This is a genomic window from Bradyrhizobium sp. (genome assembly GCF_035484855.1).
GTDB lineage: Bacteria > Pseudomonadota > Alphaproteobacteria > Rhizobiales > Xanthobacteraceae > Bradyrhizobium.
On sequence record NZ_DATHOP010000125.1, the window covers coordinates 1 to 20,941 of the forward strand.

Here is a 20,941-nt window from a genome sequence, read left to right on the forward strand (position 1 = left end):
CGACGGCGATGTCGTTGACCCGCGGCAGCGAACAGATGCCGGCATGCAGCGCACCCAACATCGCGCCGGTGATGCCTGCGGCAAGCACGCCGAGCCACGGTGAGCCCGAGAGATAGGAGATGCCGTAGGCGCTCATGGCGCCCATCACCAGAGTGCCTTCGAGGCCGAGATTGATGCGCCCGGAGCGCTCGGTGATGCATTCGCCGAGGCTGACGAACAGAAACGGCGTGCTGACGCGGATCGCGCCGCCGAACACCGCCAGAGGCACCGTCCAGAGTCCGATCGTTCCGTCCGCCATCAGGATTTGCCTTTCAGAAAGCCAATGCGTCCGTACAGCGCGTCGCTGGCGAGCACCGCGACGAAGATAATTCCCTGCAGCACCTGCACCGAGGCGTCAGGCAAGCCCAGCCGTCGCTGCAACAGCCCGCCGCTGGCGCTGATGCCGCCGAGCAGGATTGCCACCGGAATGATCGCCAGCGGATTTTGCCGCGCCAGGAAGGCGACGAGGATGCCGGTAAAGCCGTAGCCGGCGGCGAGATTGGCGTTGGTGCGGCCCTGCACGGCGGCGACCTCGACCATGCCGGCAAGGCCGGCCGAGGCGCCCGCCAGAAAGCAGATGGTCAATATCAGCCTGCCCACGCCGAGCCCCACGATCTTCGCGGCGCGAATGTTGCCGCCGGCGACGCGGGCGGCGAAGCCGAACACGGTGTGATAGATCAGGATGTAGGAGGCGATGGCGGCGACGATGCCGAACACCAGCCCCCAATGCACGTCGGTGCCGGGGATCGAGCCGATCATGTTGGCGGCGCCGATCTCGCGGGTCGACGGCTTGTTGAGGCTGGCGGGGTCGCGCATCGGGCCCTCGACCAAATGGTTGAGGATGGCGAGTGCGATGTAGACCAACAGCAGACTCGAAATCGTCTCGTTGACGCCGCGGTACTGGCGAAGGCCGCCCGACAGCATGATCCACAGTCCGCCGCCGATCATGCCGGCGACAGCCATCGCCAACTGCACGGCAAGCGGCGGCGCCGACTGCATCAGCAGCGCGGCGGAAGTTGCCGCCAGCGCCCCGATCAGGAGCGCTCCTTCGCCGCCAATAATGACCATGCCGAGTTGCGCCGGCAGCGCCGTGCACAGCGCGGTCAGGATCAGCGGCGCCGCGCGCGTCAGCGTATTCTGCCAGGAGAACCAGGTGCCGAACGCGCCGTAATACATGTAGAAATAAAGGTCGAGCGGGCTTTTTCCTGATAGTGCGACGAACAATCCGAACACCGCGAGCGCGGCGACCAGCGCCGCGCCCGGGATCAGGATGTATTCAATGGTCCCGCCATGGCGTTGCAGAAACCCGGGATCGGCGGCCGGGGATATCGCAACGGCATCGGCGGGATCAGCAACGCCTGATGTCACGAAGTCGCTCCGATCACGCCTTCCACCAGATAGTCCATCTTTTCGAGTTCAGGGTCCTTCTGGCCGCGGTCGGTACCCGCGGCAATCACCGTCTTGCCCTTGTTGTCCATGATCGGGCCCTTGAAGATGGTGTAGTCGCCGGCAGTCAGCTTGGCCTTGATGTCGTCGGCGTGCTTGCGCGCTTCCGCCGACACCATGTCGCCATAGGGCGAGACCTTGACGATCTCTTCCTTCAGCCCGCCGCGATAGAAATTCGGGATCGCTTCGCCGGCCGCGATCATCTTGACGAATTTCGGGTACAGCGCTTCCCAGTTCCACTCCGCTCCGGTCAGGTAAGCCTTCGGCGCCAGCGGCGACTGGTTGACGTGATAGCCGCACACCATCGCGCCGCGGCGGGCGGCGTTTTCCACCATGGTCTTCGGTCCGTCGACATGGCAGGTCAGGACGTCGACGCCCTGGTCGATCAGGCTGTTGGTGGCCTCGGCTTCCTTGACCGGCATCGACCAGTCGCCGGTGAAGATCACCTGCGTCGTGACTTTCGGGTTGGCGAGCCGGGCGCCGAGCGTGAACGCGTTGATGTTGCGCAGCACCTGCGGGATCGGCTTGGCGGCGACGAAGCCGAGCTTGCCGCTCTTGGTGGAATAGCCGGCGACGATGCCGGAGATGTACTGCGCCTCGTCGATGTAGCCGAAATAGCTGCCGGCGTTCTTCGGGTCCTTGTCGGTCCACAGCCCGCCGCAATGCTCGAAGTGAAGCTTTGGAAACTTGTTCGCCATCTTGATCATGTGCGGGTTGTAATATCCGAACGAGGTCGGGAACAGCAGCGTCGCGCCGTCCAGATTGATCATCGACTCCATGGTCTTTTCGACGGCGTCGGTCTCGGGCACCTTCTCTTCCTCGACCACCTTGAGGCCGGCCATCTTCTTCAGCGCCGCAGCACCCTGCGCGTGCGCCTGGTTGTAGCCGTAGTCGTCGCGCGATCCGACATAGATGAAGCCGATCGTGGTCTCCGCGGCGTATGCCGTGCGAACGCCGAGCGTGCTGCCGAGCGTTAGCGCCGCGCTTCCCTGCAACAGATGCCGTCGTGAAATCCTGCCAAAACCCATGTGATTGCTCCCTTGGCGGACGCACCGCCGCTAAATCCGCGGCTTCGCCCGATGCGGCGGAGCCCGGCAGGCTACGTCGCAATCTTCATGCCAGAGCCTTAGGGGTAGGCATGTCCACATAAACATATGAAATGTTAGGGAATTTTGGTTGATAGGACTTTGGTTGAAAACTTGTGCAGAAGTATGAAAGACTAAAATTTAGGCGACATTTTTCGATTGTATGCAAGGGAGTTAAGCAAACCTTACCGGCCGATTGGGGCGTTGCGCTTGGTCGGCCGCCCGAGCCCGCCAATCGCCGGCTGATCGAGCCCGCGGAGGCTGCTACCGGTCACGACTTGCGCCATTCGGATTCGATGGACCGCTGGCCCCGAACTTGTATTGATCCCAAGGCCGCATTGCGCCGGCGCTACCGGCGTCATTGGAAAAGCATGAGTGAGATGATGGACAGCAGCGCGGCGCACCACGCCTTTCTCGGCGATGAGATCGTGGCGCGGATCAATGCGCTGGGCGCGATCTCCGAAACGCCGGAGCATCTCGCGCGCGTCTTCCTCACGAGGGAGCATCGCGCGGCCGCCGATCTCATCCTGTCCTGGATGCGCTCGGCTGGCATGCAGGCGCATCTCGACGCGATCGGCAACGTCTGCGGCCGCTATGAAGGCGAGGTTGCGGGCCTGCCGTGCCTGATGCTGGGCTCGCATTACGATACGGTGCGCGGCGCCGGCAAATGGGACGGCCCGCTCGGACTGCTCACCGCGATTTCCTGCGTCGCCGATCTGAACAGGCGAGGGCGGCGCTTGCCCTTCGCCATCGAGGTGACCGGATTCGCCGACGAGGAGGGCGTCCGCTTCGCCTCCACGCTGCTGGGCAGCCGCGCGGTCGCCGGGACCTTCGTCGAGAGCGTGCTCGGCACCAGGGATGAGGCCGGTGTCTCGATGCGCGAGGCCATGCTGCAATTCGGGCTCGATCCCGATCATATCGGCGCCGCCGCGCGCGCGCCCAGCGAACTGCTGGCCTATCTCGAACTGCACATCGAGCAGGGGCCGGTGCTGGAAAAGCTCAATCTGCCGGTCGGGGTCGTGAGCGCGATCGCGGGCGCCACGCGGCTTGCCGCCAGCCTGACCGGCATGGCCGGCCACGCCGGAACGGTGCCGATGGTTCTCCGCCGCGATGCGCTGGCGGGTGCGGCGGAATGCATCGTCGAGATCGAGGAGTTCTGCCGCACCGACGAGGACGGGCTGGTCGGCACCGTCGGCTACATCCATGCGATGCCGGGCGCGACCAACGTCATCCCGGGCGAGGTGTCGTTCACGATCGACATCCGCGCGCCTACCGATGCGCACCGCAAGCTCGCGGTGACCGATATCGTCCGGCGCATCGAAAACATCGCCAAACGACGAAAACTTTCGCTGCAGATCGACGTCACCCACGAGAACCGCACCGTGCCCTGCGCGCCGTGGCTCAAGAGCCAGGTGGCGGAAGCCATCGCCCGTGAAGGTTTTCGCGTGTTCGAACTGCCGAGCGGCGCGGGCCATGACGGCATGGCGATGATCGACATCGCCGACATCGGCATGATCTTCGTCCGCTGCCGCGGCGGCATCAGCCATCACCCGGACGAGCATGTCGAGACATCAGATGCCGATGCCGGCGCGCGGGTGCTGCTGCGCCTGATCGAGAATTTCAGGCCGCGGGGCGCGGCCGGAGGCGCGTCATGAAACCAGGTACGTTCGCTCGTTTGTTGTCCGTGATCGCTATCGCCGCCACGACGATGGCGGGGCCAGCCTCTGCCGCCGATGTGCAGGTCATGATCTCGGCCGGCTTCTATGCGGCCTATTCGGAGCTTGGGCGAGCGTTCGAGCGCGCCAGCGGGCACCATCTGGTGACGACGCGCGGGCCGTCGATGGGGGATTCTCCGGAGGCGATCCCGGCGCGCCTTGCCCGCGGCGAGGCCGCTGACGTCGTGATCCTGGATGGTGGGGCCGCCGATGAGTTGGCCAGGAAAGGTCTGGTGCGCGCCGACAGCAAGACCGAGCTTGCGCGCTCGCTGGTTGGCATGGTGGTCCGCGAAGGCGCCGCGAAACCGGACATCGGCAGCGTCGAGGCGCTCAGGAATACGCTGCTGGCGGCCAAGTCGATCGCGTATTCCGACAGCGGCAGCGGCACGTACCTGTCGACCAGATTGTTCGCGCAACTCGGGATCGCCGAACAGATCGCGGGCAAGAGCCGAAAGGTGCGCGGACCTCCCTCCGGCGAGCCGGTTGCCGCAATTGTCGCGCGCGGTGAGGCGGAGATCGGCTTCCAGCAGGTTGCCGAACTGATCCATACCCAAGGCGTCAGCTTCGTCGGCGCGATTCCATCCGAGCTGCAGCCGAATTTTTCCTTCGCGGCCGCGCTCACTTCTCAGGTCCGCGAGCCCGAGGCGGCGAGCGCGCTGATCCGTTTCCTTGCATCGCCGGAGGCGGCGCCGGTGATCTCGAAGGCCGGGTTGACGCCGATCCCGGTACGATAACTTGTCCAATCCGCCTGGTGGCGGTTCGTATCCGCCATGGCTCCGTGAGGCGTTCAGGGGTGGAATCGGGACGGGGCGCGGCCGGCCGATCTCCTGGCCTTGCGGCGAATCACGCTAACCATGCCCGGAAATTGTGCTAGGATTCGCCTGCGAGGCGGTCCGACGGCAACCGAAGGGGCATTTCTTGTACAAGAAAGTTCTTCTCGCCTTTGACGGCTCGATTGAGGGGCGGCGGGCGTTGCGGGAGGGGGCGAGAGTAGCCCAGCTCTGCAACGCCGAGGTGTTCCTGCTTGCGGTCGTGGAAGTTTCCGCGGGCGCGGGAACGCTCGAGGGCGGTTTCGCGATCTCGATCACCGAACAGGTTGAAATCTACACCAAGATCCTCGGCGAAGGCGTGGAGCGGCTGAAAGCCATGGGCTTCTCGCCGACGGCGCGGCTCGGCATGGGCGAGGCCGGGCGCGAGATCGCGGCGGTCGCGCGAGAGATCGACGCCAACCTCGTCGTCGTCGGCCACCGTCCCGACGGGCTGCTGGCGCGATGGTTCAGCTCGGTCGGAACCTACCTGGTCAAGAATCTCGGATGCAGCGTCCTGATCGCGCAAACCGAAATCGGCGACGAGGAATTCGCCCGGCTGCTGACGGGGTCGGCGGCCGAGGCGTAGTCGGGCCGGCAGGGTTCGTAGGGCGGTTGTAGGCGAAGCCGTAACCCGCCTTTTCGTAATCCGCCGCTTCGACTTCTTCAGCTTCGTGACGAACATACCGTTCTGGCCCACATGCGGTCGCGTATTCGTTTCTTCTTGACTGGAGGCACGCTGGCACGGAACGGCGGATTACGCCTTCGGCTCCAATCCGCCCTATGCGACGTGCCTTGGGCGGATGCCTTTCCCATTTCGGATGCGGTCATAGTCATAGATCGAATCGTAACAAACGCTCGTCGTTTTGCAAGTTTGCAATCCACAAGCGTCTACTTGCCGGCGGTCAATGACTGCGCGTAATCGTCGAGCAAGTTAGCGCACGTGGCATGTTGGTCGATTACCACGGGTGAGTAAGAAATCACCCTTGGTGGTGGTTGCTGGAACATGCGTTCGATCTTCTGGTGAACCACTTCACGATTGTGAGTTGAGAAACCGTGGGCCGTACCGAATACAGGTATCGACTTGAGTTGTTCTTCGGGCTTAAGTAGCGCGAGATTCTGGTCGTGATACCCGAAGCCAAGGAAGACGATGCACTCCGCACGACGCATCTCATTGCGAATGGCGTTGGTTTCGTCGGCGCCTCCGATCTGCTCGGTGTATGTCTTGATCCGTTCGGCGAGTATCGTGTAGTCAAACTTATCGCTGCCGCGAAGCGGTCCATAGGGCACCGGATTATTGGAAGACAGAAACGGCAAGTCGCCCACGGTGCCATATGGATGAATGATATTGAGGTCGCTGACGATTGAAGCCGCATCTTCCAGCGGCATCGTGTAAACGAGGCTAAGAGCGTTGATCAAGAAATGCTCAATGCACCGGTCGTAATTGAAAATGATAAAGGACACCGGTTCAAAAATCTCTTTGGCGTTGCCCAAGTTGATGCCGCGGCCGAGCATTCTGAAAAATTTCATGTACCAAGTGGCCTCGATCTTGTTGAAGGTCTCCTGGTAGCTGTAGGGATTGAAAAAGAGAGAGCTATTCGTTTCGGCGGTGAGAATCGTTTGTGCGATGGCGGCTTTTCCCACCCGCAGAATTATTTCGTTGACATTGTGCATGTCGAGAAAATCGTCGATTGAATGGGTCAACCGCACACCGTCGCGAATAGCCCATCCAGCGCGGCGGTAGGCATCGACGATTCCAAATCTGCGATGAAATTGACCTAGGAAGTGCATATCACCGTCCCCCTGATTGGGACCTGGCTCTGCGGCTTTGAAATCAAGAAGTCTCGTAATTCTCTTCGCTAAATCAATGCCGACAGGCATGCCAACTTCGTGGCTCGCGCCCGCGCCGACGATGAAAAGTGTTCTGCGTTTGAACATTCGGAACTAATAGCTGATTTTTGCGGAACTATCACCATTCCTCCCAGCCAGACATTCTGACTCAGCTCGTAGAGCGGATTTGAAGCCGAAGGCGTGATCCGCCGCTTCGACTTCTTCAGCTTCGAGACGAATGTACAATTCTGTCCACCTGCCGGCGCGTATTCGGAGCCCTACGCCAGCGCCGCTACGGTGACCGTGCAGTTTTGTTGCTGAAGACATCACCTCGACAGACCGGGGCCTTGCCGCAGTTTGGATCGAGCCGGATCGCCTCACTGGTGTCGGCGCTTGCGCGGTCGAGGTCGCCCTTGTTCCTGTAGGCGATACCCCGATTGAAGAAGGCCTTGGCGAATGTGGGATCGAGCCGGATCGCCTGATCGAAGTCGGCGACGGCGCGGTCGGGGTCGCCCTTGTCGCGGTAGGCGATCCCTCGATTGGTGAAGGCATTGACGTAGTTGGGATCGAGCCGGACCGCCTCATTGTAGTCGGCGATGGCGCGGTCGGGCTCGCCCTTGTCGCCGTAGGCGTTGCCTCGATTGTTGAAGGACATGGCGTTTTTCGGATCGATCCGGACCGCCTCATTGTAGTCGGCGATGGCACGGTCGAGGTCGCCCTTGCCGCGATACGCGACACCTCGATTGTCGAAGATCACGGCGTTTTTCGGATCGATCCGGATCGCCTGATTGTAGTCGGCGATAGCGCGGTCGAGGTCGCCCTTGTCGTAGTAGGCGAGGCCTCGATTGTTGAAGGCCATGGTGTATTTGGGATCGAGCCGAACCGCCTCGCTGTAGTCGGCGATGGCGCGGTCGAGGTCGCCCCTGGCGCGATAGGCGATACCTCGATTGTACAAGGCCACGGCAAATCTGGGATCGAGCCGAATCGCCTCGCTATAGTCTGCGATGGCGCGGTCAAAGTCGCCCTTGTCGCTGTAGGCGGAACCCCGATTGGTGAACGCCATGGCGAATTTCGGATTGATCTGGATCGCCTCATTGTAGTCGGCGATGGCGCGATCCAGCTCGCCCCTGGTGGCGTAGACGACACCTCGGCTGTTGAAGGCCATGACGTGTTTGGGATCGAGCCGGATCGCCTCATCGAAGTCCGCGATGGCGGGGTCCAGCTCGCCCTTGTTGCGATAACCGTTGCCCCGATTGGTGTAGTTGGCCGCCTGATTGCGCCCCGTCCATTTCCCGGAATCGATGCTCTGCGTGCAGGCAACGATCACGGGCCCGGGGTCCTGCAGGGTGTCGCACTCGTCAGCGGCGGCTGAATAACTCAGGGATATCATAGCGGCAAAAAGCGCGCTCCAGAATCTCCAATCCGTGGGACTCATGCAGTCTCCCTGAGCGACATTGGTATCCTGAATATGTGTCGGTATTTATTGTTCTGGTTCACGGCCAACTGGACAAGGTACGAATTACCAAAAGAAAAGCCGCCCGAAGGCGGCTCTTCAATTTTTCAAACCCGTAATCATGGATCAGACGATACGAAATGCAGGCTTTGACTTCCGACGATACGCCGGAAGCCGATTTAATCCTTCACTTTCGTCGATGGGCCCTCATCGCAAAACCAACGAAGCCGAACTGCGCCGATCAGGTCGAGGCCGCCGGGCGCGCCGCCCAAGGCGAGTGCCTCACCCTATAAACAGCGCAACGTCCCATCGGGCATACGAGTGGCTGGATGGCCCGTCCTTCTGATGCACCAGTCCTGATTTTGACCGCCGAAGGCGCAACGACCCCACCTATCGCGATGGCCGTTTGGACCGCAGCCGCCTAGCGCGGATGCAGGTGCAGCCATCGACGATATGACCGCGGAAAGAATAACAATTCCGAGTAGCGCAGCAGAAAGCTTTTTCATGACTACCTCCACTTCTCACGCCATGTAATAAATGGCGGTTGTTTTCATATCACCCGCAAGTACGCGATCATAGCTCTTGTCATCGCCATTTATGCGTTTGCGCGACCGAGTCCCAACGACCGTAAGGTCTATCAAAATTCGTGCGCTTTCGAAGCGTTTTTCGCGGTGCAAAATTCTTGATTTCGATGTCCACTATGGGATGAACACGCTCAAAGCGGAAATCCGCTAATCCGACGCTTTTGATCCTCAATGGACTCCGCGCTATTGTGGCTTGGGTGCTTAAAGCAACCCTGCTGCAACATGACACTTTAGGAAAAGCTGGCAGTATGATCAAAGCCCATGCGGTACCCGTGCCGTCCGACAGCGTGCTGGCGCCGCTCTATGGGGGTGCGGACCTGCTGGATGCGTTCGCGATTCACCTGCCGGCGGGGGCGGACGACGATCTCGAAGTGCTGGCGCGCGCCGGCTTCGAGCGGCCGGCGGGGTGGATTCGCGCACTGACGCGGGTGCGCGATGCGGTGATGGCGACGGTCGGCGTCAAATCGTCTCGCGCGATCGGTGCTGCCGCGGCGGCGCGGGGGCCGGTGATCGGCTACTTTCCGCTGCTGTCGAAGAGTGCGGGGGAGTTGGTGGTGGGCGAGGACGACCGGCATCTCGATTTCCGAGTCGCGATCCTGCTGCGCACGGGCGCGGCGGGCGGCCGGGAGCTGGTCATGGTGACGGTGGTGCATTGCCATAACCGGCTCGGGCGGACGTACCTGGCGGTGATCGCGCCGTTCCACCGCGCGATCGCGCGGGCGAATTTGGAACAGGCGGCAAGGGTGATGGAGGGCTAGATCGGGTCGACGGGGATGCGGAGGCCGATCGTCATTGCGAGGAGCAATTGCGACGAAGCAATCCATTCTTTCTTTCTGTTGCGCGATGGATTGCTTCGCTGAGCCTGTCATCGGGCGGCGCTTCGCGCCGACCCGTTGGCTCGCAATGACGATCTCATTTTTCCTCGCCCGGCCTGGCCGATTACCCCGCGGTCACATCCACCAGCTCCTCGCCATCCAGCACCCGCACCGCCTTGGCGCGGTCGAGATCGCCTTCCCACGCCGCGACCACCACGGTGGCGACGCAGTTGCCGATCAGATTGCCGAGCGCGCGCGCCATGCCGATGAACCAGTCGACCGACAGCACCAGCACCAGCCCGATCGCCGGAATACTCGGCACCGCGTTCAAGGTCGCCGCCAGGATGACGATGGCGGAGCCGGGCACGCCATGGGCGCCCTTCGAGGTGATCAGGGAGACGCCAAGCACCAGCAACAGGTCGCCGAACGACAGCGGCGTGTTGGTCGCCTGCGCGATGAAGACCACGGCGAGCGTGAGATAGATCGAGAAGGCATCGAGGTTGAAGGAATAGCCGGTCGGGATCACGAGCCCGACCACCGAATCCTTGACGCCGAGCCGCGTGAGCTTGCGCATGATCTGCGGCAGCACCGCGTCGGAAGAGGCGGTCGCCAGCACGATGGTCAGTTCCTCGCGCATATAGTTGAGGAATTTGAGGATGTTCAATCCGGCGAGCGCCATCACGCCGCCGAGTACGCCGAGCACGAAGATCGCGAGCGCGACGTAAAACAGGGCGACCAGCGAGACCAGTTGCTTGAGCGAGCCGACGCCATATTGCCCGACGGTGTAGGCGACCGCGCCGAGCACGCCGAGCGGCGCCACGCGAACGATCAACCCCATCATTCGGAACAGCACGGTCGATACGGCGTCGATCAGCGAAGTGATCTTCTCGCCCTTCTCGCCGCCAACCAAAGCGAGGCTGGTGCCGAACAGGATCGCAAAGAACAGGACCTGCAGGACGTCGTTGCGCGCCAGCGCGTCGATCGACGTGGTCGGAACGATGTTCATCAGGAAACTGCCGATGCCGCCGCCCTTCAGCTTATGCGCGTTGTCGGCATAACTGGAGAGCGCCTTGGCATCCAGCGTCGAGGTATCGATGTTCATGCCGTGGCCGGGGCCGAACAGATAGGCCAGCAGCAGGCCCACGATCAGCGCCACGGTGGTCATGGTCTCGAAATAGATCAGCGCCTTGACGCCGACCCGGCCGACCTTCTTGAGGTCGCCGGCGCCGGCGATGCCATGCACGACGACGCAGAACACGATCGGGGCCACGATCATCGAAATCAGCTTGAGGAAGGCGTCGCTCAGGATCTTCAGGCTCACGGCAAAATCGGGCACCGCCATTCCCAGCACGATCCCCAGGATAAGCGCCGTCAGCACCTGAACAAACAGCGACGTGTACAGTGGCTTTCGGACCGGCGCCGCCGTGGTGGCAATGGTCGTCATTGGACGCTCCCCAGAGTTCAAGAAATCTTGATCCAAAAACTAGCAACAAGCGTGCCAGCGGTCCCGATCGGCCGCGGGTCCATCGCCAAAGAAAGTGTTGAAATGCAAGGCGTTTTGCGCATTCTTGGCATACCATTTGCTTTATATTGACGCGGGATGACGCCCGTTAAGGGCGCGATGGGAGGCCTGCGAACTCAAATTTCCAAGGAACAAGAAAGAGGAGTTGCAAAAATGTCGAAAAATCTTACGCGCCGCCAAGCTCTTGCACTTCCCGCCGGGATCGCTTTGGGCAGCCTCGTAGGCCACCCGGCCCGCGCGGCAGACCCCGTCAAGATCGGATTGGTCGCAGCGCTGTCCGGGCAGTCCGCGAAGTCGGGCGAGGGGATCACACGCGGGCTCACGATCGCGATCGACGAAATCAACGCGAAGGGCGGTGTGCTGGGCGGACGCATGCTCGAGCTGGTCCGTCGCGACGACGAGTCGAACCCCGCCAAGGGCCAGACCGCCGCGCGCGAGCTGATCGACAAGGAAGGCGCCGCCATCCTGTTTGGCGGTATCGATAGCCCCGTTTCGCTGGCGATCGTACCGGTGGTGAACGCGGCGCAGGTGCCCTTCATGGGCGTATGGGCTGCCGCGACCAACATCACCCGCAACAACGCCAATCCAAACTACGTGTTTCGGGTATCGGCAGTCGACGTTCTGGTCGACCGCGCCCTGATCAAGCATGCCATGACCGCGTTCGGCACCAAAACGCCGGGGCTGATGCTGGTCAACAATGGTTGGGGCGAATCCAATCTGGCAGGCCTGACCGCGGCGGCGGAAGCCGCCGGCATCAAGCTTGCCGGTGCGGAAAAGTTCGAAGACAAGGACGTCGACATGACGCCGCAGCTGCAGCGGCTGCGCGAGGCCGGCGCCGACACGGTGATCCTGGTTGGCAATGCCGCGCCGGGCGCGCAGGTCGTGAAAACGCTGCAGAAGTCCGCCTGGACGGTGCCGGTGGTTTCGCACTGGGGCATCTCGGGAGGACGCTTCCCCGAGCTTGCGGGATCATGGGCGGGGAAAGTGCATTTCGTCCAGACCTACAGCTTCTTCGGACCGCAAAACGAGGTCGGCAAGCGCGTGCTCGCGGCGCTGATGGCGAAATATCCCGACATCAAGGGGCCGGGCGATGTCACCCCGCCGGTCGGCGTCGCCAATGCCTATGACGCCATGCAGTTGACCGCGCTCGCACTCGCCAAGGCCGGATCGACCGAGGGTCCCAAACTGCGCGAGGGCCTTCTCGGCATCGAAAGCTACCAGGGCCTGATCAAGAACTACACAAAGCCTTTCACGGACGCGAACCACGACGCCTTGAATGAAAACGACTACGTGATGGTCCGCTACAACGGAGATCAGATCGAGCCCATCACGGGCTGAGCGATGCTGGCGACCGCACTCGTCTCCGGGCTCAGCCTCGGCAGCATCTACGGCCTCATCGCGCTTGGTTTCACGCTGACCTATGCCGTCTCCGGCACGGTGAACTTTGCGCAGGGCTCATCGGTGATGCTTGGGGCCGTTGTTTGCCACGCCCTTGTGGTCGGAATGCACTGGCCGATCGCTGCCGCGGTCCCCGCGGCGCTTCTGGTCTGCGCGATCTGGGGCCTGGTCGTCGAGCGCATCGCGGTCCGGCCGTTCGTCGCGCGCGGCACCAATTCCTGGCTGATGGCGACCGTCGCGCTCGGCATCGTGCTCGACAATGTCGTGATGACGCTGTTCGGCAAGGAGCCGCGGGCGCTTCCATCTGCCTTGGCAGACGATCCCTGGGTGGTCGGCAATGTCGGCATCTTTCCGTTGCAGGTCTTGATTCCGGCGGTCGGACTGGGACTGGCCCTGCTGGTCCATCTCGGCATGCACCGCACGGAGCTTGGGTTAAAGCTGCGGGCGGCCGTCGAGAATCCGGACGCCGCGCGGCTGATGAGCATCGACGTGACGTTGCTGATCGCTCTCACCTACGCGGTGGCAGCACTGCTCGCCGGGATCGGCGGCATCCTGATCGCGCCGCTGTACAACGTCGCCTATGACATGGGGACCTTGTTCGGCATCAAGGCCTTCGCCGTGGCGATCCTTGGCGGCCTCACCAATCCCTGGGGTGTCGTGATCGCGGGCCTCGCCTATGGCTTGGTGGAAGCCTGCGCCACGACCTGGCTTGGATCGAGCAGCACCCAGATCGTGACGTTTACGGCCGTCATCGCCGCCCTCGCGCTGGCGCCATCCGGATTGTTCGGTGGTCGGGCCAGGGTGAGGGTATGAAACTCATTGGCATCCTGCTTGCCGCGGTGCTGGTCGCCGGCACTGTGGCGATTTGCCTGTTCGCGCCCGGCTACTACGCCTATCTGCTGGGAACGCTGGCCACCACCGCGCTGGTCGGCGTCGGATTGAATGTGCTGCTCGGGCTCGCCGGTGAAGTGTCGCTCGGACAGGGCGGGTTTCTCGCACTCGGCGCCTATGGCGTGGGAATTCTCACCACCAAGGCCGGCCTCGGCTTTTGGGAGGCATTGCCGCTTGCCGTCCTCGCGGTCGCGGCGATATCGGCGGTGCTTTCGATCCCCGCGCTTCGCGTTACCGGTCCTTATCTCGCGATGGTCACGATTGCCTTCGGCTTCATCGTCGAATCCGTCTCGGTCGAATGGCGCGATCTGACCGGCGGCGCAAGCGGCCTTGTCGGCATTCCCGCACCGTTCGGCACCGGCGGCACCGCGCTACTCGCTTGCGGTTTCTGCGCCCTTGCTCTCGTCGCCTTTCACGCCTTCGCGCGAAGCCCGCTCGGCCTGGCAATGCAGGCCACGGCTTCCGCGCCGGCCGCCGCGCGAAGCATCGGCATTGGCGCGCTGCCGGTGCGCACCGCGGCCTTCGTGCTCGCAGCGGTGGCGGCAGGTCTCGCCGGCGGATTGCAGGCTTCGTTGACCGGCTTCATCGCACCGAGTTCGTTTCCGTTCTCGCAATCGATCCTGTTTCTCCTCGTCGTGGTCGTCGGCGGCGCAGGCCGCACCCTTGGTCCGCTGGTGGGATCGGCGGTCGTCGTGCTGTTGCCGGAGATGCTCGCCGGCCTTGCCGAATACCGCTTGCTGGTCTTCGGAGCCGGCTTGTTGATCGTGCTTTGGGCTGCACCGGGCGGGATTGCGGGCGCCATCGCCCGTCTGGTAATGCCGGCGCAGTCCGTTTCCGATACCCGGTCCGATATCGGTCTGGCACTTGCGCACATTGCACGCGCTGGCGGCAGCCTGTTCGCCGAAGGCGTTCGTGTTGCGTTCGGCGGGGTCGTTGCCGTGGCCGGCGTCGACCTGGCCGCGCCGCCCGGCCGCGTCACCAGCGTGATCGGCCCGAACGGCGCCGGCAAGACGACGCTGCTCAATCTCATCAGCGGATTCCAGCAAGCGGATTCCGGGACCGTATGTGTTGGAGGCCGCGACGTCACGGGTCTACCGGCACATCAGGTCGCGCGTGCCGGTCTCGCGCGCACCTTTCAGACCGCGCAGCCCTTCGCAAACTTGAGTGTGCTGGACAATGTTCGCCTTGGCCTGTTGCGCGGCGCCTGGCGTGGCGAGGGATCGGCAGCGCAAGCGCGCGCGCTGCTGTCGCTCGTTGGCTATTCTGGACCGGAAGCCAGATTGGCCGGCACCCTTTCGCATGTGGATCGCCGGTTGATCGAGATTGCGCGCGCGCTTGCCACCGCGCCGGCCGTGCTTTTGCTGGACGAGCCGGCAGCCGGCCTCGATGACGCCGATACCGTCAGATTGGGCGGCCTGCTGCAGCGGCTGGCGCGCGCCGGCCTCGCCGTCGTGCTGGTCGAGCACGACATGGCGCTGGTGATGTCGATCTCCGATGAGATCGTCGTCCTCGATGCCGGACGCTGCATTGCGGTGGGCGCGCCGGCTGCCGTGCGCGCCGATGCCGCCGTCAAGGCGGCCTATCTCGGCGGCACGATTTCGGCGCAACCGGTAGCTGCGCGGGAGACCGGCCCGACCTTGCTCGATGTCCGCGGGCTTGGTGCCGGCTACGGACCTCTTGCGGTGCTCGATCAGGTCGCCTTGCGGGTAGGCCGCGGCGAGACCATCGCCATGCTCGGCCCGAACGGCGCAGGCAAGTCGACGCTGATGAAGGCATTGAGCGGCCTGATCCGTCCCATCCAGGGAACCATCGGCTTCGGCGGTGTGGAGTTCGAGCGGCTGCCGGCGCATCTTGTCGCGCGCGCCGGCCTGATCCTCGTTCCCGAGGGCCGGCAGGTGTTTCCGCAATTGACCGTGGCCGAGAACCTCCGTCTGGGCGCAACCCGCCGTAGCGATTTTGGGTTCTCCGAGATCGAGACGATGCTGGATCGTTTTCCGAAATTGCGCCCGCGCCTGCACGCCGCGGCGGGTCTGTTGTCGGGCGGCGAGCAGCAGATGCTGGCCGTTGCCCGTGGTCTGCTGGCGCGGCCCGATATCCTGCTGCTGGACGAGCCGTCGCTGGGCCTGGCGCCCGCGGTCGCCTCGGAACTGTTCGCGCAGCTTAGGCGGCTGCGGGAGGAGGGCATGACTTTACTGATCGTCGATCAAATGGCAGATCATGTGCTGGCCATCGCCGATCGCGGCTATGTGCTCGGCGGCGGCCGTGTGGTCGCACAGGGCCTGGTGACGGAGTTGCGTGGCGCAATGCTGGACGATGCCTATCTCGGCGCCCTTCCGGCCGCGGTGAATTGATGGACCTGGTCATCCGTGAGGCCTGCATTCTGGAAGGCCGCGAGCTCCGTACCGTCGATATCGGCATTGAGGGCTCAACAATTGCCGTGATCTCATCGGCTCTCGCGGCCGATGCGCCGGAACTGAAGGCCGCGGGCTGTCTGGTCGTCCCCGGCCTGATCGAGACCCATATTCATCTCGACAAGACCTGTATCCTCGACCGCTGCCGCATCGAAGAGGGCACCGTCGCCGAAGCCGTAAGGGAAACCGCGGTGGCCAAACGCAACTTCACGGTCGAGGACGTCTACGCGCGGGGCAAACGAACCCTGGAACGCTGCATCGCGCATGGCACCATGCGCATGCGCACCCATGTCGAACTCGATCCGGGCATCGGGATGATCGGTTTTGAAGCAGTCGAGCAGCTCGCGCGTGACTATGCCTGGGCGCTCGATCTGGAACTATGCGTGTTCCCGCAGGAAGGGCTCATCAACAATCCCGGCACCGAGGAACTCCTGGTCGAGGGCTTGCGCCGGGGCGCGCGGACGATCGGCGCCGTTCCTTATTTCGACAGCGACCCGCGCGGCCAGATCGACCGGATCTTTGCGATCGCGCGCGATTTCGACGCCGAAATCGACATGCATCTCGACCTTGCGGAAACCACGCAGGGGATGCAGATCGAATATGTCTGCCGCAAGACCGAGCAATTCGGCTGGGGCGGCCGGGTTGCGGTCGGGCACGCAACGCAGATGTCGCTGCTGCCGCCGGAACGCTTCGGTGAGATCGCGGCGCAATTGGCCAGCGCCGGTGTTGCCGTGACGATATTGCCGTCGACCGATCTGCATTTGATGGGCCGCAGCCACGACCATGCGGTCCCGCGCGGCGTCGTGCCCGCGGAGCCGTTGCGCAAGGCGGGGGTGACCTGCTCGATTTCGACCAACAATGTCCTGAACCCGTTCACGCCCTATGGCGACGGCTCGCTGATCCGGATGGCGAACCTCTATGCCAATGTCTGCCACGTGTCGCGCCCTGCAGACCTCGCCGGATGCCTCGACATGATCACGGGTGCCGCGGCGCGGCTGATGCGGCTCGACGATTACGGCATCGCCGTCGGCGGCCCCGCCGACCTCGTCTGTCTGGATGCGGGCAATCCCGCTGACGCGGTCGCGATGCTGGCGCAGCCGCTCTGGGGCATCAAGCGCGGCCGGGCGTCTTTCACCCGGTCGCGTCCGCAGCTTCATCCGCCGGGAAATTAGGCTTCCGCCCGTTCGGCTATTCCGCCGCCTTTGCGGCCTTCGCCCCGAAGACGCGCGTGGGAATCGGAAAACCGCAGGACGTGCCGTCGGTCACCTGGACCTGATCCTCCCACGGCAGGCGGAAGGTGCCGGCCACCATGTCCTGCATGAAGGTGTAGGGGCAATCCATCGCGCCGCCCTTCACCGCGACATAGCCGCGATGCCAGAGCTGGTAGATGTTGTTCTCGACGCCCCAGTGAATCCGCGCCTCGCGCACCAGATCGGGCCGCACCTCTGCCGTGATGATCTCGTCCGGACGTCCCGTCGTTCCATGCGCGATGATGCTGCCGTCGAAATTCACGATCATGCCTTCGCCCATGGAATCGAACGAGCCGTCGGAGCCGCACATGCAGACATTGGCCGTCACCATCAGGTTCTGGAAGGCGTTGGCCTGATTGGTGAAGCGCCAGCTTTCTCGGATCGGCGCGGTGTAGCCGGCGGTACGGATCATGATTTCCGCGCCCTTGTAGGCGCATTCGCGCGCCATTTCCGGGAACATGCCGTCGTGGCAGATGATCAGCGCAATTTTCGCACCTCTCGGGCCATCGATCACGGGAATGCCGATATCGCCGGGCTCCCAGGGCTCGACCGGAATCCAGGGATGGAATTTCCGGTAATAAAGCTTGATCTCGCCGTGGTCGTCGATGATCAGCCCCGAATTATAGGGGTTGCCGTCCGGGTTGAACTCCATGATGGAGAAGCAGCCCCAGATCTGGTTGTCGATGCAGGCCTTCTTGAAGGCGCCGACCTCCGGCCCATCGAGCCGGCACATGATCTCTGGATTGGTGTCCATCGACAGGCCGTGCAGCGAGTATTCCGGAAACACCACGAGGTCCATGGTCCCGAGATTGCGGCGCGCCTTGCCGACCATATAAACGATGCGCTCGGTCTGGCGTGCCAGCTCCTGTCTGGTGGCCACGACGGGAAGCTGCAACTGGACCAGCCCGATCACGACGCCTTCGGGCGATTTGTTGAGGCCGCCAAGTCCGTTCATGTCCGCGTCTCCTTCAACAGATTTCCTGAGCTTCCTGCTCATCCTGCAAGATGACGCACGAAACATCACGCCCAATGAATAAGCAAATGCTCGTCACAAAGTCTTCGCATAGGGAATGAGCAAGCCCGTGCGGAAAAAACAACTAACTGAAAATACGTAAGATTCCCAAACGCGCCGCCGGCCGAAGTCGTTGTACACAATGGCACGGGGCTTGCTTCGTTCATTCCAGGAGTTCTCTCGCCCGGGGTGCGTACGATATGGCGAACTCAAAGCAGCTATCCAGCGGCATCGTCGCCGCCGAGCCCGAGCCGATCGATCTCGACTGGTCCACCACCGCGCTCCTCATTATCGATATGCAGCGCGATTTCATGGAACCCGGTGGCTTCGGCGAAACGCTGGGCAATGATGTCTCCCAGCTGGCCCGCGCGGTGCAGCCGATCGCCTCCGTGCTGGAGGCGGCGCGCGACCAGGGGATGCTGGTCGTCCACACCCGCGAGGGCCATCTGCCTGACCTGTCCGACGCGCCGCCGGCCAAGATCGAGCGCGGCGCGCCGTCCTTGCGCATCGGCGATCCCGGCCCGATGGGACGGATACTGATTCGCGGCGAAGCCGGCCACGACATCATCCCCGCGCTCTACCCGCTCGACAGCGAGATCGTCATCGACAAGCCCGGCAAGGGCGCGTTCTACGCCACCGAGCTTTCCGACGTGCTGCAGAAATACGGCATCGAGAATCTCCTGGTGTGCGGCGTCACCACCGAGGTCTGTGTCAACACCACCGTGCGCGAGGCCAATGACCGCGGCTATCGCTGCGTGGTGCTGTCGGACGGCTGTGCCTCCTATTTCCCCGAATTCCACGAAATGGGCCTGAAGATGATCAAGGCCCAGGGTGGCATCTTCGGTTGGGTCACTGACTCGGCCGCGGTTCTCAAGGCAATGACACCGGAGATTTCAAGCAAAACAGCAGTAGGGGCATCACGATGAGCACGACAGCGACAGCGAGCAAAGGCGACTTCAAACCCGTGCTGTGGACGCCGGGTGACTGGAACGCATTCTTCGGATTTGGCACCAATATCCTGGTCAACATGCTGGTGCTGACCGGTCTGTTGCGTTTCGTGCTCAAGATGCCCGACAGTCTGGTGTTCGGCCGCATCCTGCCGGCGCTCGGCCTGATGATGTGCCTCTCGACATTCTATTATGCGTTCCTCGCCTACCGGCTGGCGCAAAAGACCGGCCGCAGCGACGTTTGCGCGCTGCCGTCCGGCGTCAGCGTGCCGCACATGTTCATCGTCACCTTCGTGATCATGCTGCCGGTCTTGATCAAGACCGGCGATCCCATGAAGGCCTGGTCGGCGGGCCTGGTCTGGGTGTTCTTCCAGAGTTTCATTCTGATGATCGGCGGCTTCATCGCGCCCGTCATCCGACAGATTACCCCGCGCGCCGCTTTGCTCGGGACGCTCGCCGGCGTGTCGGTGACCTTCATCTCGATGCGTCCGGCGCTCGAGATGTACATGACCCCGCAGATCGGGCTGGTCTGCTTCGCCATCATCCTGGTGGCCTGGTTCGGCGGCGTGAAATATTTCAAGGGCATTCCGGCCGGCCTCGTCGCCATTGCCGTAGGCATGATCATCGCCTGGGGTTCCAACATCTTCGGCCTCGGGCTCGGCGGTCTCAGCGTCAAGGGCGTCGGCGACGCGTTCGCAAGCTTCGGCTTCTCGGTGCCGATCCCAGCGGTCGGCCAGGTATTCTCCGGCTTCGAATTCCTCGGCGTCATCCTGGTGACGGCGATCCCGTTCGGCATCTACGATCTGGTCGAGGCCATGGACAACGTCGAAAGCGCCGAGGCCGCGGGCGATGAATATCCGACCACGCGCGTGCTGACCGCCGACGGCGTCGTCAGCCTGATCGGTTGCCTGATGGGCAATCCCTTCATCAACGCGGTCTATATCGGCCATCCCGGCTGGAAGGCGATGGGCGGCCGGATCGGCTACTCCGCCGCCACCGGAATCATGGTGGTCGTGCTGTCCTGGTTCGGCATCATCTCGGTGCTGCTGGCGCTGGTGCCGGTGGTCGCGATCTCGCCGATCCTGCTCTACATCGGCATGCTGATCGGCGCGCAGGCGTTCCAGACCACGCCGGTCAAGCACGCGCCGGCGATCGTGCTGGCGCTGACGCCGCATCTTGCTGCATGGGCCAAGCTGCAGATCGACACCATGCTGGGGTCGACCATCAATGCCGCGCAGGCGGTCGGCGGGCTTGCCGCCGACAAGGTCGGCGCGGTCAAGACCGCGGCGATCGCGGCGCTGCCGCAGCAAGGTGTGCTCTATCACGGGCTGGAAGTGATGGGCGGCGGCTCGATCCTCACCGGCCTCGTGCTCGGTGCGATCGGCGTGTTCGTGATCGAGCGCGATTTTGTCAAAGCTTCGGCCTTCGCGCTGTCCGGCGCGGTGCTGACCTATTTCGGCTTCATGCACGGCGAGGCCGTCGGCATCGGCGGCGGAATGGGCGTGACACCCAGCGTTGCACTGGCCTATGCGGTGGTGGCGGCCGGCTTCTACGCGGTCGGCAAATACGGCACCAGCGCGCTTCCGGTTTCGCACCAGGACATGACCCACGCGGTACCCGCCGAGTGAGATTCTTGAAGCAGTGAAATCCGGCGTCGGCCTGCCGACGCCGGATTGGCGTTTTATGCGGCGACATCCCACAGTCGAGGTGAGCCGCGCAGCAGCACGCTGCGGCCTT

General features: G+C 63.1%; 18 protein-coding genes. 10 read left to right on the top strand and 8 right to left on the bottom strand.

What is annotated here, in order from left to right; all coding sequences use genetic code 11:
- The 3 genes from VK804_RS14320 to VK804_RS14330 form a co-directional block, all read right to left on the bottom strand.
- Positions 1-298 (bottom strand): ABC transporter permease subunit (locus VK804_RS14320; protein WP_414642780.1); only part of this gene is annotated, 298 nt, incomplete at its 3' end.
- Positions 298-1,407, bottom strand: a complete 1,110-nt coding sequence (locus VK804_RS14325; protein ID WP_325371478.1) for an ABC transporter permease — start codon at positions 1,405-1,407, stop codon at positions 298-300. The genes VK804_RS14325 and VK804_RS14320, both read right to left, overlap by 1 nt.
- Entirely contained in the window at positions 1,404-2,513 is a 1,110-nt protein-coding gene (locus tag VK804_RS14330) for a BMP family ABC transporter substrate-binding protein (protein WP_325371479.1), read from the bottom strand. The genes VK804_RS14325 and VK804_RS14330 overlap by 4 nt, the downstream gene beginning before the upstream one ends.
- 428 nt (positions 2,514-2,941) lie before the next feature.
- On the opposite strand from VK804_RS14330, the gene VK804_RS14335 reads away from it, so the two are divergent.
- The 3 genes from VK804_RS14335 to VK804_RS14345 all read left to right on the top strand — a co-directional run bounded on the left by VK804_RS14335 (position 2,942) and on the right by VK804_RS14345 (position 5,680).
- Positions 2,942-4,225 carry an allantoate amidohydrolase gene (locus VK804_RS14335; RefSeq protein ID WP_414642781.1) on the top strand — a complete coding sequence of 428 codons (1,284 nt, stop codon included), beginning with the start codon at positions 2,942-2,944 and terminating at the stop codon, positions 4,223-4,225.
- Entirely contained in the window at positions 4,222-5,019 is a 798-nt protein-coding gene (locus VK804_RS14340) for a substrate-binding domain-containing protein (RefSeq protein ID WP_325371480.1), read from the top strand. Before VK804_RS14335 ends, VK804_RS14340 begins: the two co-directional genes overlap by 4 nt.
- Positions 5,020-5,203: 184 nt before the next feature.
- On the top strand, positions 5,204-5,680 hold the full coding sequence (locus VK804_RS14345; protein WP_325371481.1) for a universal stress protein: 477 nt from the start codon (positions 5,204-5,206) through the stop codon (positions 5,678-5,680).
- Positions 5,681-5,982: 302 nt separating this feature from the next.
- Here VK804_RS14345 and VK804_RS14350 read toward each other — a convergent pair whose 3' ends face one another.
- The 3 genes from VK804_RS14350 to VK804_RS32995 all read right to left on the bottom strand — a co-directional run bounded on the left by VK804_RS14350 (position 5,983) and on the right by VK804_RS32995 (position 8,880).
- A complete protein-coding gene (locus VK804_RS14350; protein WP_325371482.1) occupies positions 5,983-7,029 on the bottom strand; it encodes a hypothetical protein in 1,047 nt (348 codons plus the stop codon).
- A 184-nt stretch (positions 7,030-7,213) separates the two neighbouring features.
- On the bottom strand, positions 7,214-8,356 hold the full coding sequence (locus tag VK804_RS14355) for a tetratricopeptide repeat protein (protein WP_325371483.1): 1,143 nt from the start codon (positions 8,354-8,356) through the stop codon (positions 7,214-7,216).
- Positions 8,357-8,661: 305 nt separating this feature from the next.
- Complete coding sequence (locus VK804_RS32995; RefSeq protein WP_414642782.1) at positions 8,662-8,880, bottom strand: GCG_CRPN prefix-to-repeats domain-containing protein; 219 nt, start codon at positions 8,878-8,880, stop codon at positions 8,662-8,664.
- A 326-nt stretch (positions 8,881-9,206) separates the two neighbouring features.
- Between VK804_RS32995 and VK804_RS14360 the strand changes: the two genes are divergently transcribed.
- A complete protein-coding gene (locus VK804_RS14360; RefSeq protein ID WP_325371484.1) occupies positions 9,207-9,716 on the top strand; it encodes a DUF2867 domain-containing protein in 510 nt (169 codons plus the stop codon).
- A gap of 181 nt (positions 9,717-9,897) precedes the next feature.
- Here VK804_RS14360 and VK804_RS14365 read toward each other — a convergent pair whose 3' ends face one another.
- On the bottom strand, positions 9,898-11,217 hold the full coding sequence (locus VK804_RS14365; RefSeq protein ID WP_325371485.1) for a dicarboxylate/amino acid:cation symporter: 1,320 nt from the start codon (positions 11,215-11,217) through the stop codon (positions 9,898-9,900).
- 231 nt (positions 11,218-11,448) lie between these two features.
- Here VK804_RS14365 and VK804_RS14370 point away from each other — a divergent pair, with 231 nt between their 5' ends.
- From VK804_RS14370 to VK804_RS14385, 4 genes are read left to right on the top strand one after another with little or no spacing between them, the layout of a single operon-like run.
- Positions 11,449-12,633, top strand: coding sequence for an ABC transporter substrate-binding protein (locus tag VK804_RS14370; RefSeq protein ID WP_325371486.1), 1,185 nt, complete (start codon positions 11,449-11,451; stop codon positions 12,631-12,633).
- A 3-nt stretch (positions 12,634-12,636) separates the two neighbouring features.
- Positions 12,637-13,506 carry a branched-chain amino acid ABC transporter permease gene (locus tag VK804_RS14375; protein WP_325371487.1) on the top strand — a complete coding sequence of 290 codons (870 nt, stop codon included), beginning with the start codon at positions 12,637-12,639 and terminating at the stop codon, positions 13,504-13,506.
- Positions 13,503-15,935 carry a branched-chain amino acid ABC transporter ATP-binding protein/permease gene (locus VK804_RS14380; protein WP_325371488.1) on the top strand — a complete coding sequence of 811 codons (2,433 nt, stop codon included), beginning with the start codon at positions 13,503-13,505 and terminating at the stop codon, positions 15,933-15,935. The genes VK804_RS14375 and VK804_RS14380 overlap by 4 nt, the downstream gene beginning before the upstream one ends.
- Positions 15,935-17,167 carry an amidohydrolase family protein gene (locus VK804_RS14385; protein WP_325371489.1) on the top strand — a complete coding sequence of 411 codons (1,233 nt, stop codon included), beginning with the start codon at positions 15,935-15,937 and terminating at the stop codon, positions 17,165-17,167. The genes VK804_RS14380 and VK804_RS14385 overlap by 1 nt, the downstream gene beginning before the upstream one ends.
- 16 nt (positions 17,168-17,183) lie before the next feature.
- On the opposite strand, the gene VK804_RS14390 is transcribed toward VK804_RS14385, so the two are convergent.
- Entirely contained in the window at positions 17,184-18,200 is a 1,017-nt protein-coding gene (locus VK804_RS14390; RefSeq protein ID WP_325371490.1) for a formamidase, read from the bottom strand.
- A 257-nt stretch (positions 18,201-18,457) separates the two neighbouring features.
- Between VK804_RS14390 and VK804_RS14395 the strand changes: the two genes are divergently transcribed.
- Positions 18,458-19,183: an isochorismatase family cysteine hydrolase gene (locus VK804_RS14395; protein ID WP_325371491.1), complete on the top strand. Its 726-nt coding sequence runs from the start codon at positions 18,458-18,460 to the stop codon at positions 19,181-19,183.
- Positions 19,174-20,832, top strand: a complete 1,659-nt coding sequence (locus tag VK804_RS14400) for a regulator (RefSeq protein ID WP_414642783.1) — start codon at positions 19,174-19,176, stop codon at positions 20,830-20,832. The genes VK804_RS14395 and VK804_RS14400 overlap by 10 nt, the downstream gene beginning before the upstream one ends.
- Positions 20,833-20,941: the final 109 nt, after the last annotated feature.

What these genes read in the sequence shown, in the direction of transcription:
- VK804_RS14335 (WP_414642781.1), top strand. Translation starts at nt 2,942, where the DNA reads ATGAGTGAGATGATGGACAGCAGCGCGGCGCACCACGCCTTTCTCGGC.
- VK804_RS14370 (WP_325371486.1), top strand. Translation starts at nt 11,449, where the DNA reads ATGTCGAAAAATCTTACGCGCCGCCAAGCTCTTGCACTTCCCGCCGGG.
- VK804_RS14380 (WP_325371488.1), top strand. Translation starts at nt 13,503, where the DNA reads ATGAAACTCATTGGCATCCTGCTTGCCGCGGTGCTGGTCGCCGGCACT.
- VK804_RS14360 (WP_325371484.1), top strand. Translation starts at nt 9,207, where the DNA reads ATGATCAAAGCCCATGCGGTACCCGTGCCGTCCGACAGCGTGCTGGCG.
- VK804_RS14365 (WP_325371485.1), bottom strand. Translation starts at nt 11,217, where the DNA reads ATGACGACCATTGCCACCACGGCGGCGCCGGTCCGAAAGCCACTGTAC.
- VK804_RS14390 (WP_325371490.1), bottom strand. Translation starts at nt 18,200, where the DNA reads ATGAACGGACTTGGCGGCCTCAACAAATCGCCCGAAGGCGTCGTGATC.
- VK804_RS32995 (WP_414642782.1), bottom strand. Translation starts at nt 8,880, where the DNA reads ATGAAAAAGCTTTCTGCTGCGCTACTCGGAATTGTTATTCTTTCCGCG.
- VK804_RS14395 (WP_325371491.1), top strand. Translation starts at nt 18,458, where the DNA reads ATGGCGAACTCAAAGCAGCTATCCAGCGGCATCGTCGCCGCCGAGCCC.
- VK804_RS14340 (WP_325371480.1), top strand. Translation starts at nt 4,222, where the DNA reads ATGAAACCAGGTACGTTCGCTCGTTTGTTGTCCGTGATCGCTATCGCC.
- VK804_RS14375 (WP_325371487.1), top strand. Translation starts at nt 12,637, where the DNA reads ATGCTGGCGACCGCACTCGTCTCCGGGCTCAGCCTCGGCAGCATCTAC.
- VK804_RS14355 (WP_325371483.1), bottom strand. Translation starts at nt 8,356, where the DNA reads ATGAGTCCCACGGATTGGAGATTCTGGAGCGCGCTTTTTGCCGCTATG.
- VK804_RS14350 (WP_325371482.1), bottom strand. Translation starts at nt 7,029, where the DNA reads ATGTTCAAACGCAGAACACTTTTCATCGTCGGCGCGGGCGCGAGCCAC.
- VK804_RS14385 (WP_325371489.1), top strand. Translation starts at nt 15,935, where the DNA reads ATGGACCTGGTCATCCGTGAGGCCTGCATTCTGGAAGGCCGCGAGCTC.
- VK804_RS14330 (WP_325371479.1), bottom strand. Translation starts at nt 2,513, where the DNA reads ATGGGTTTTGGCAGGATTTCACGACGGCATCTGTTGCAGGGAAGCGCG.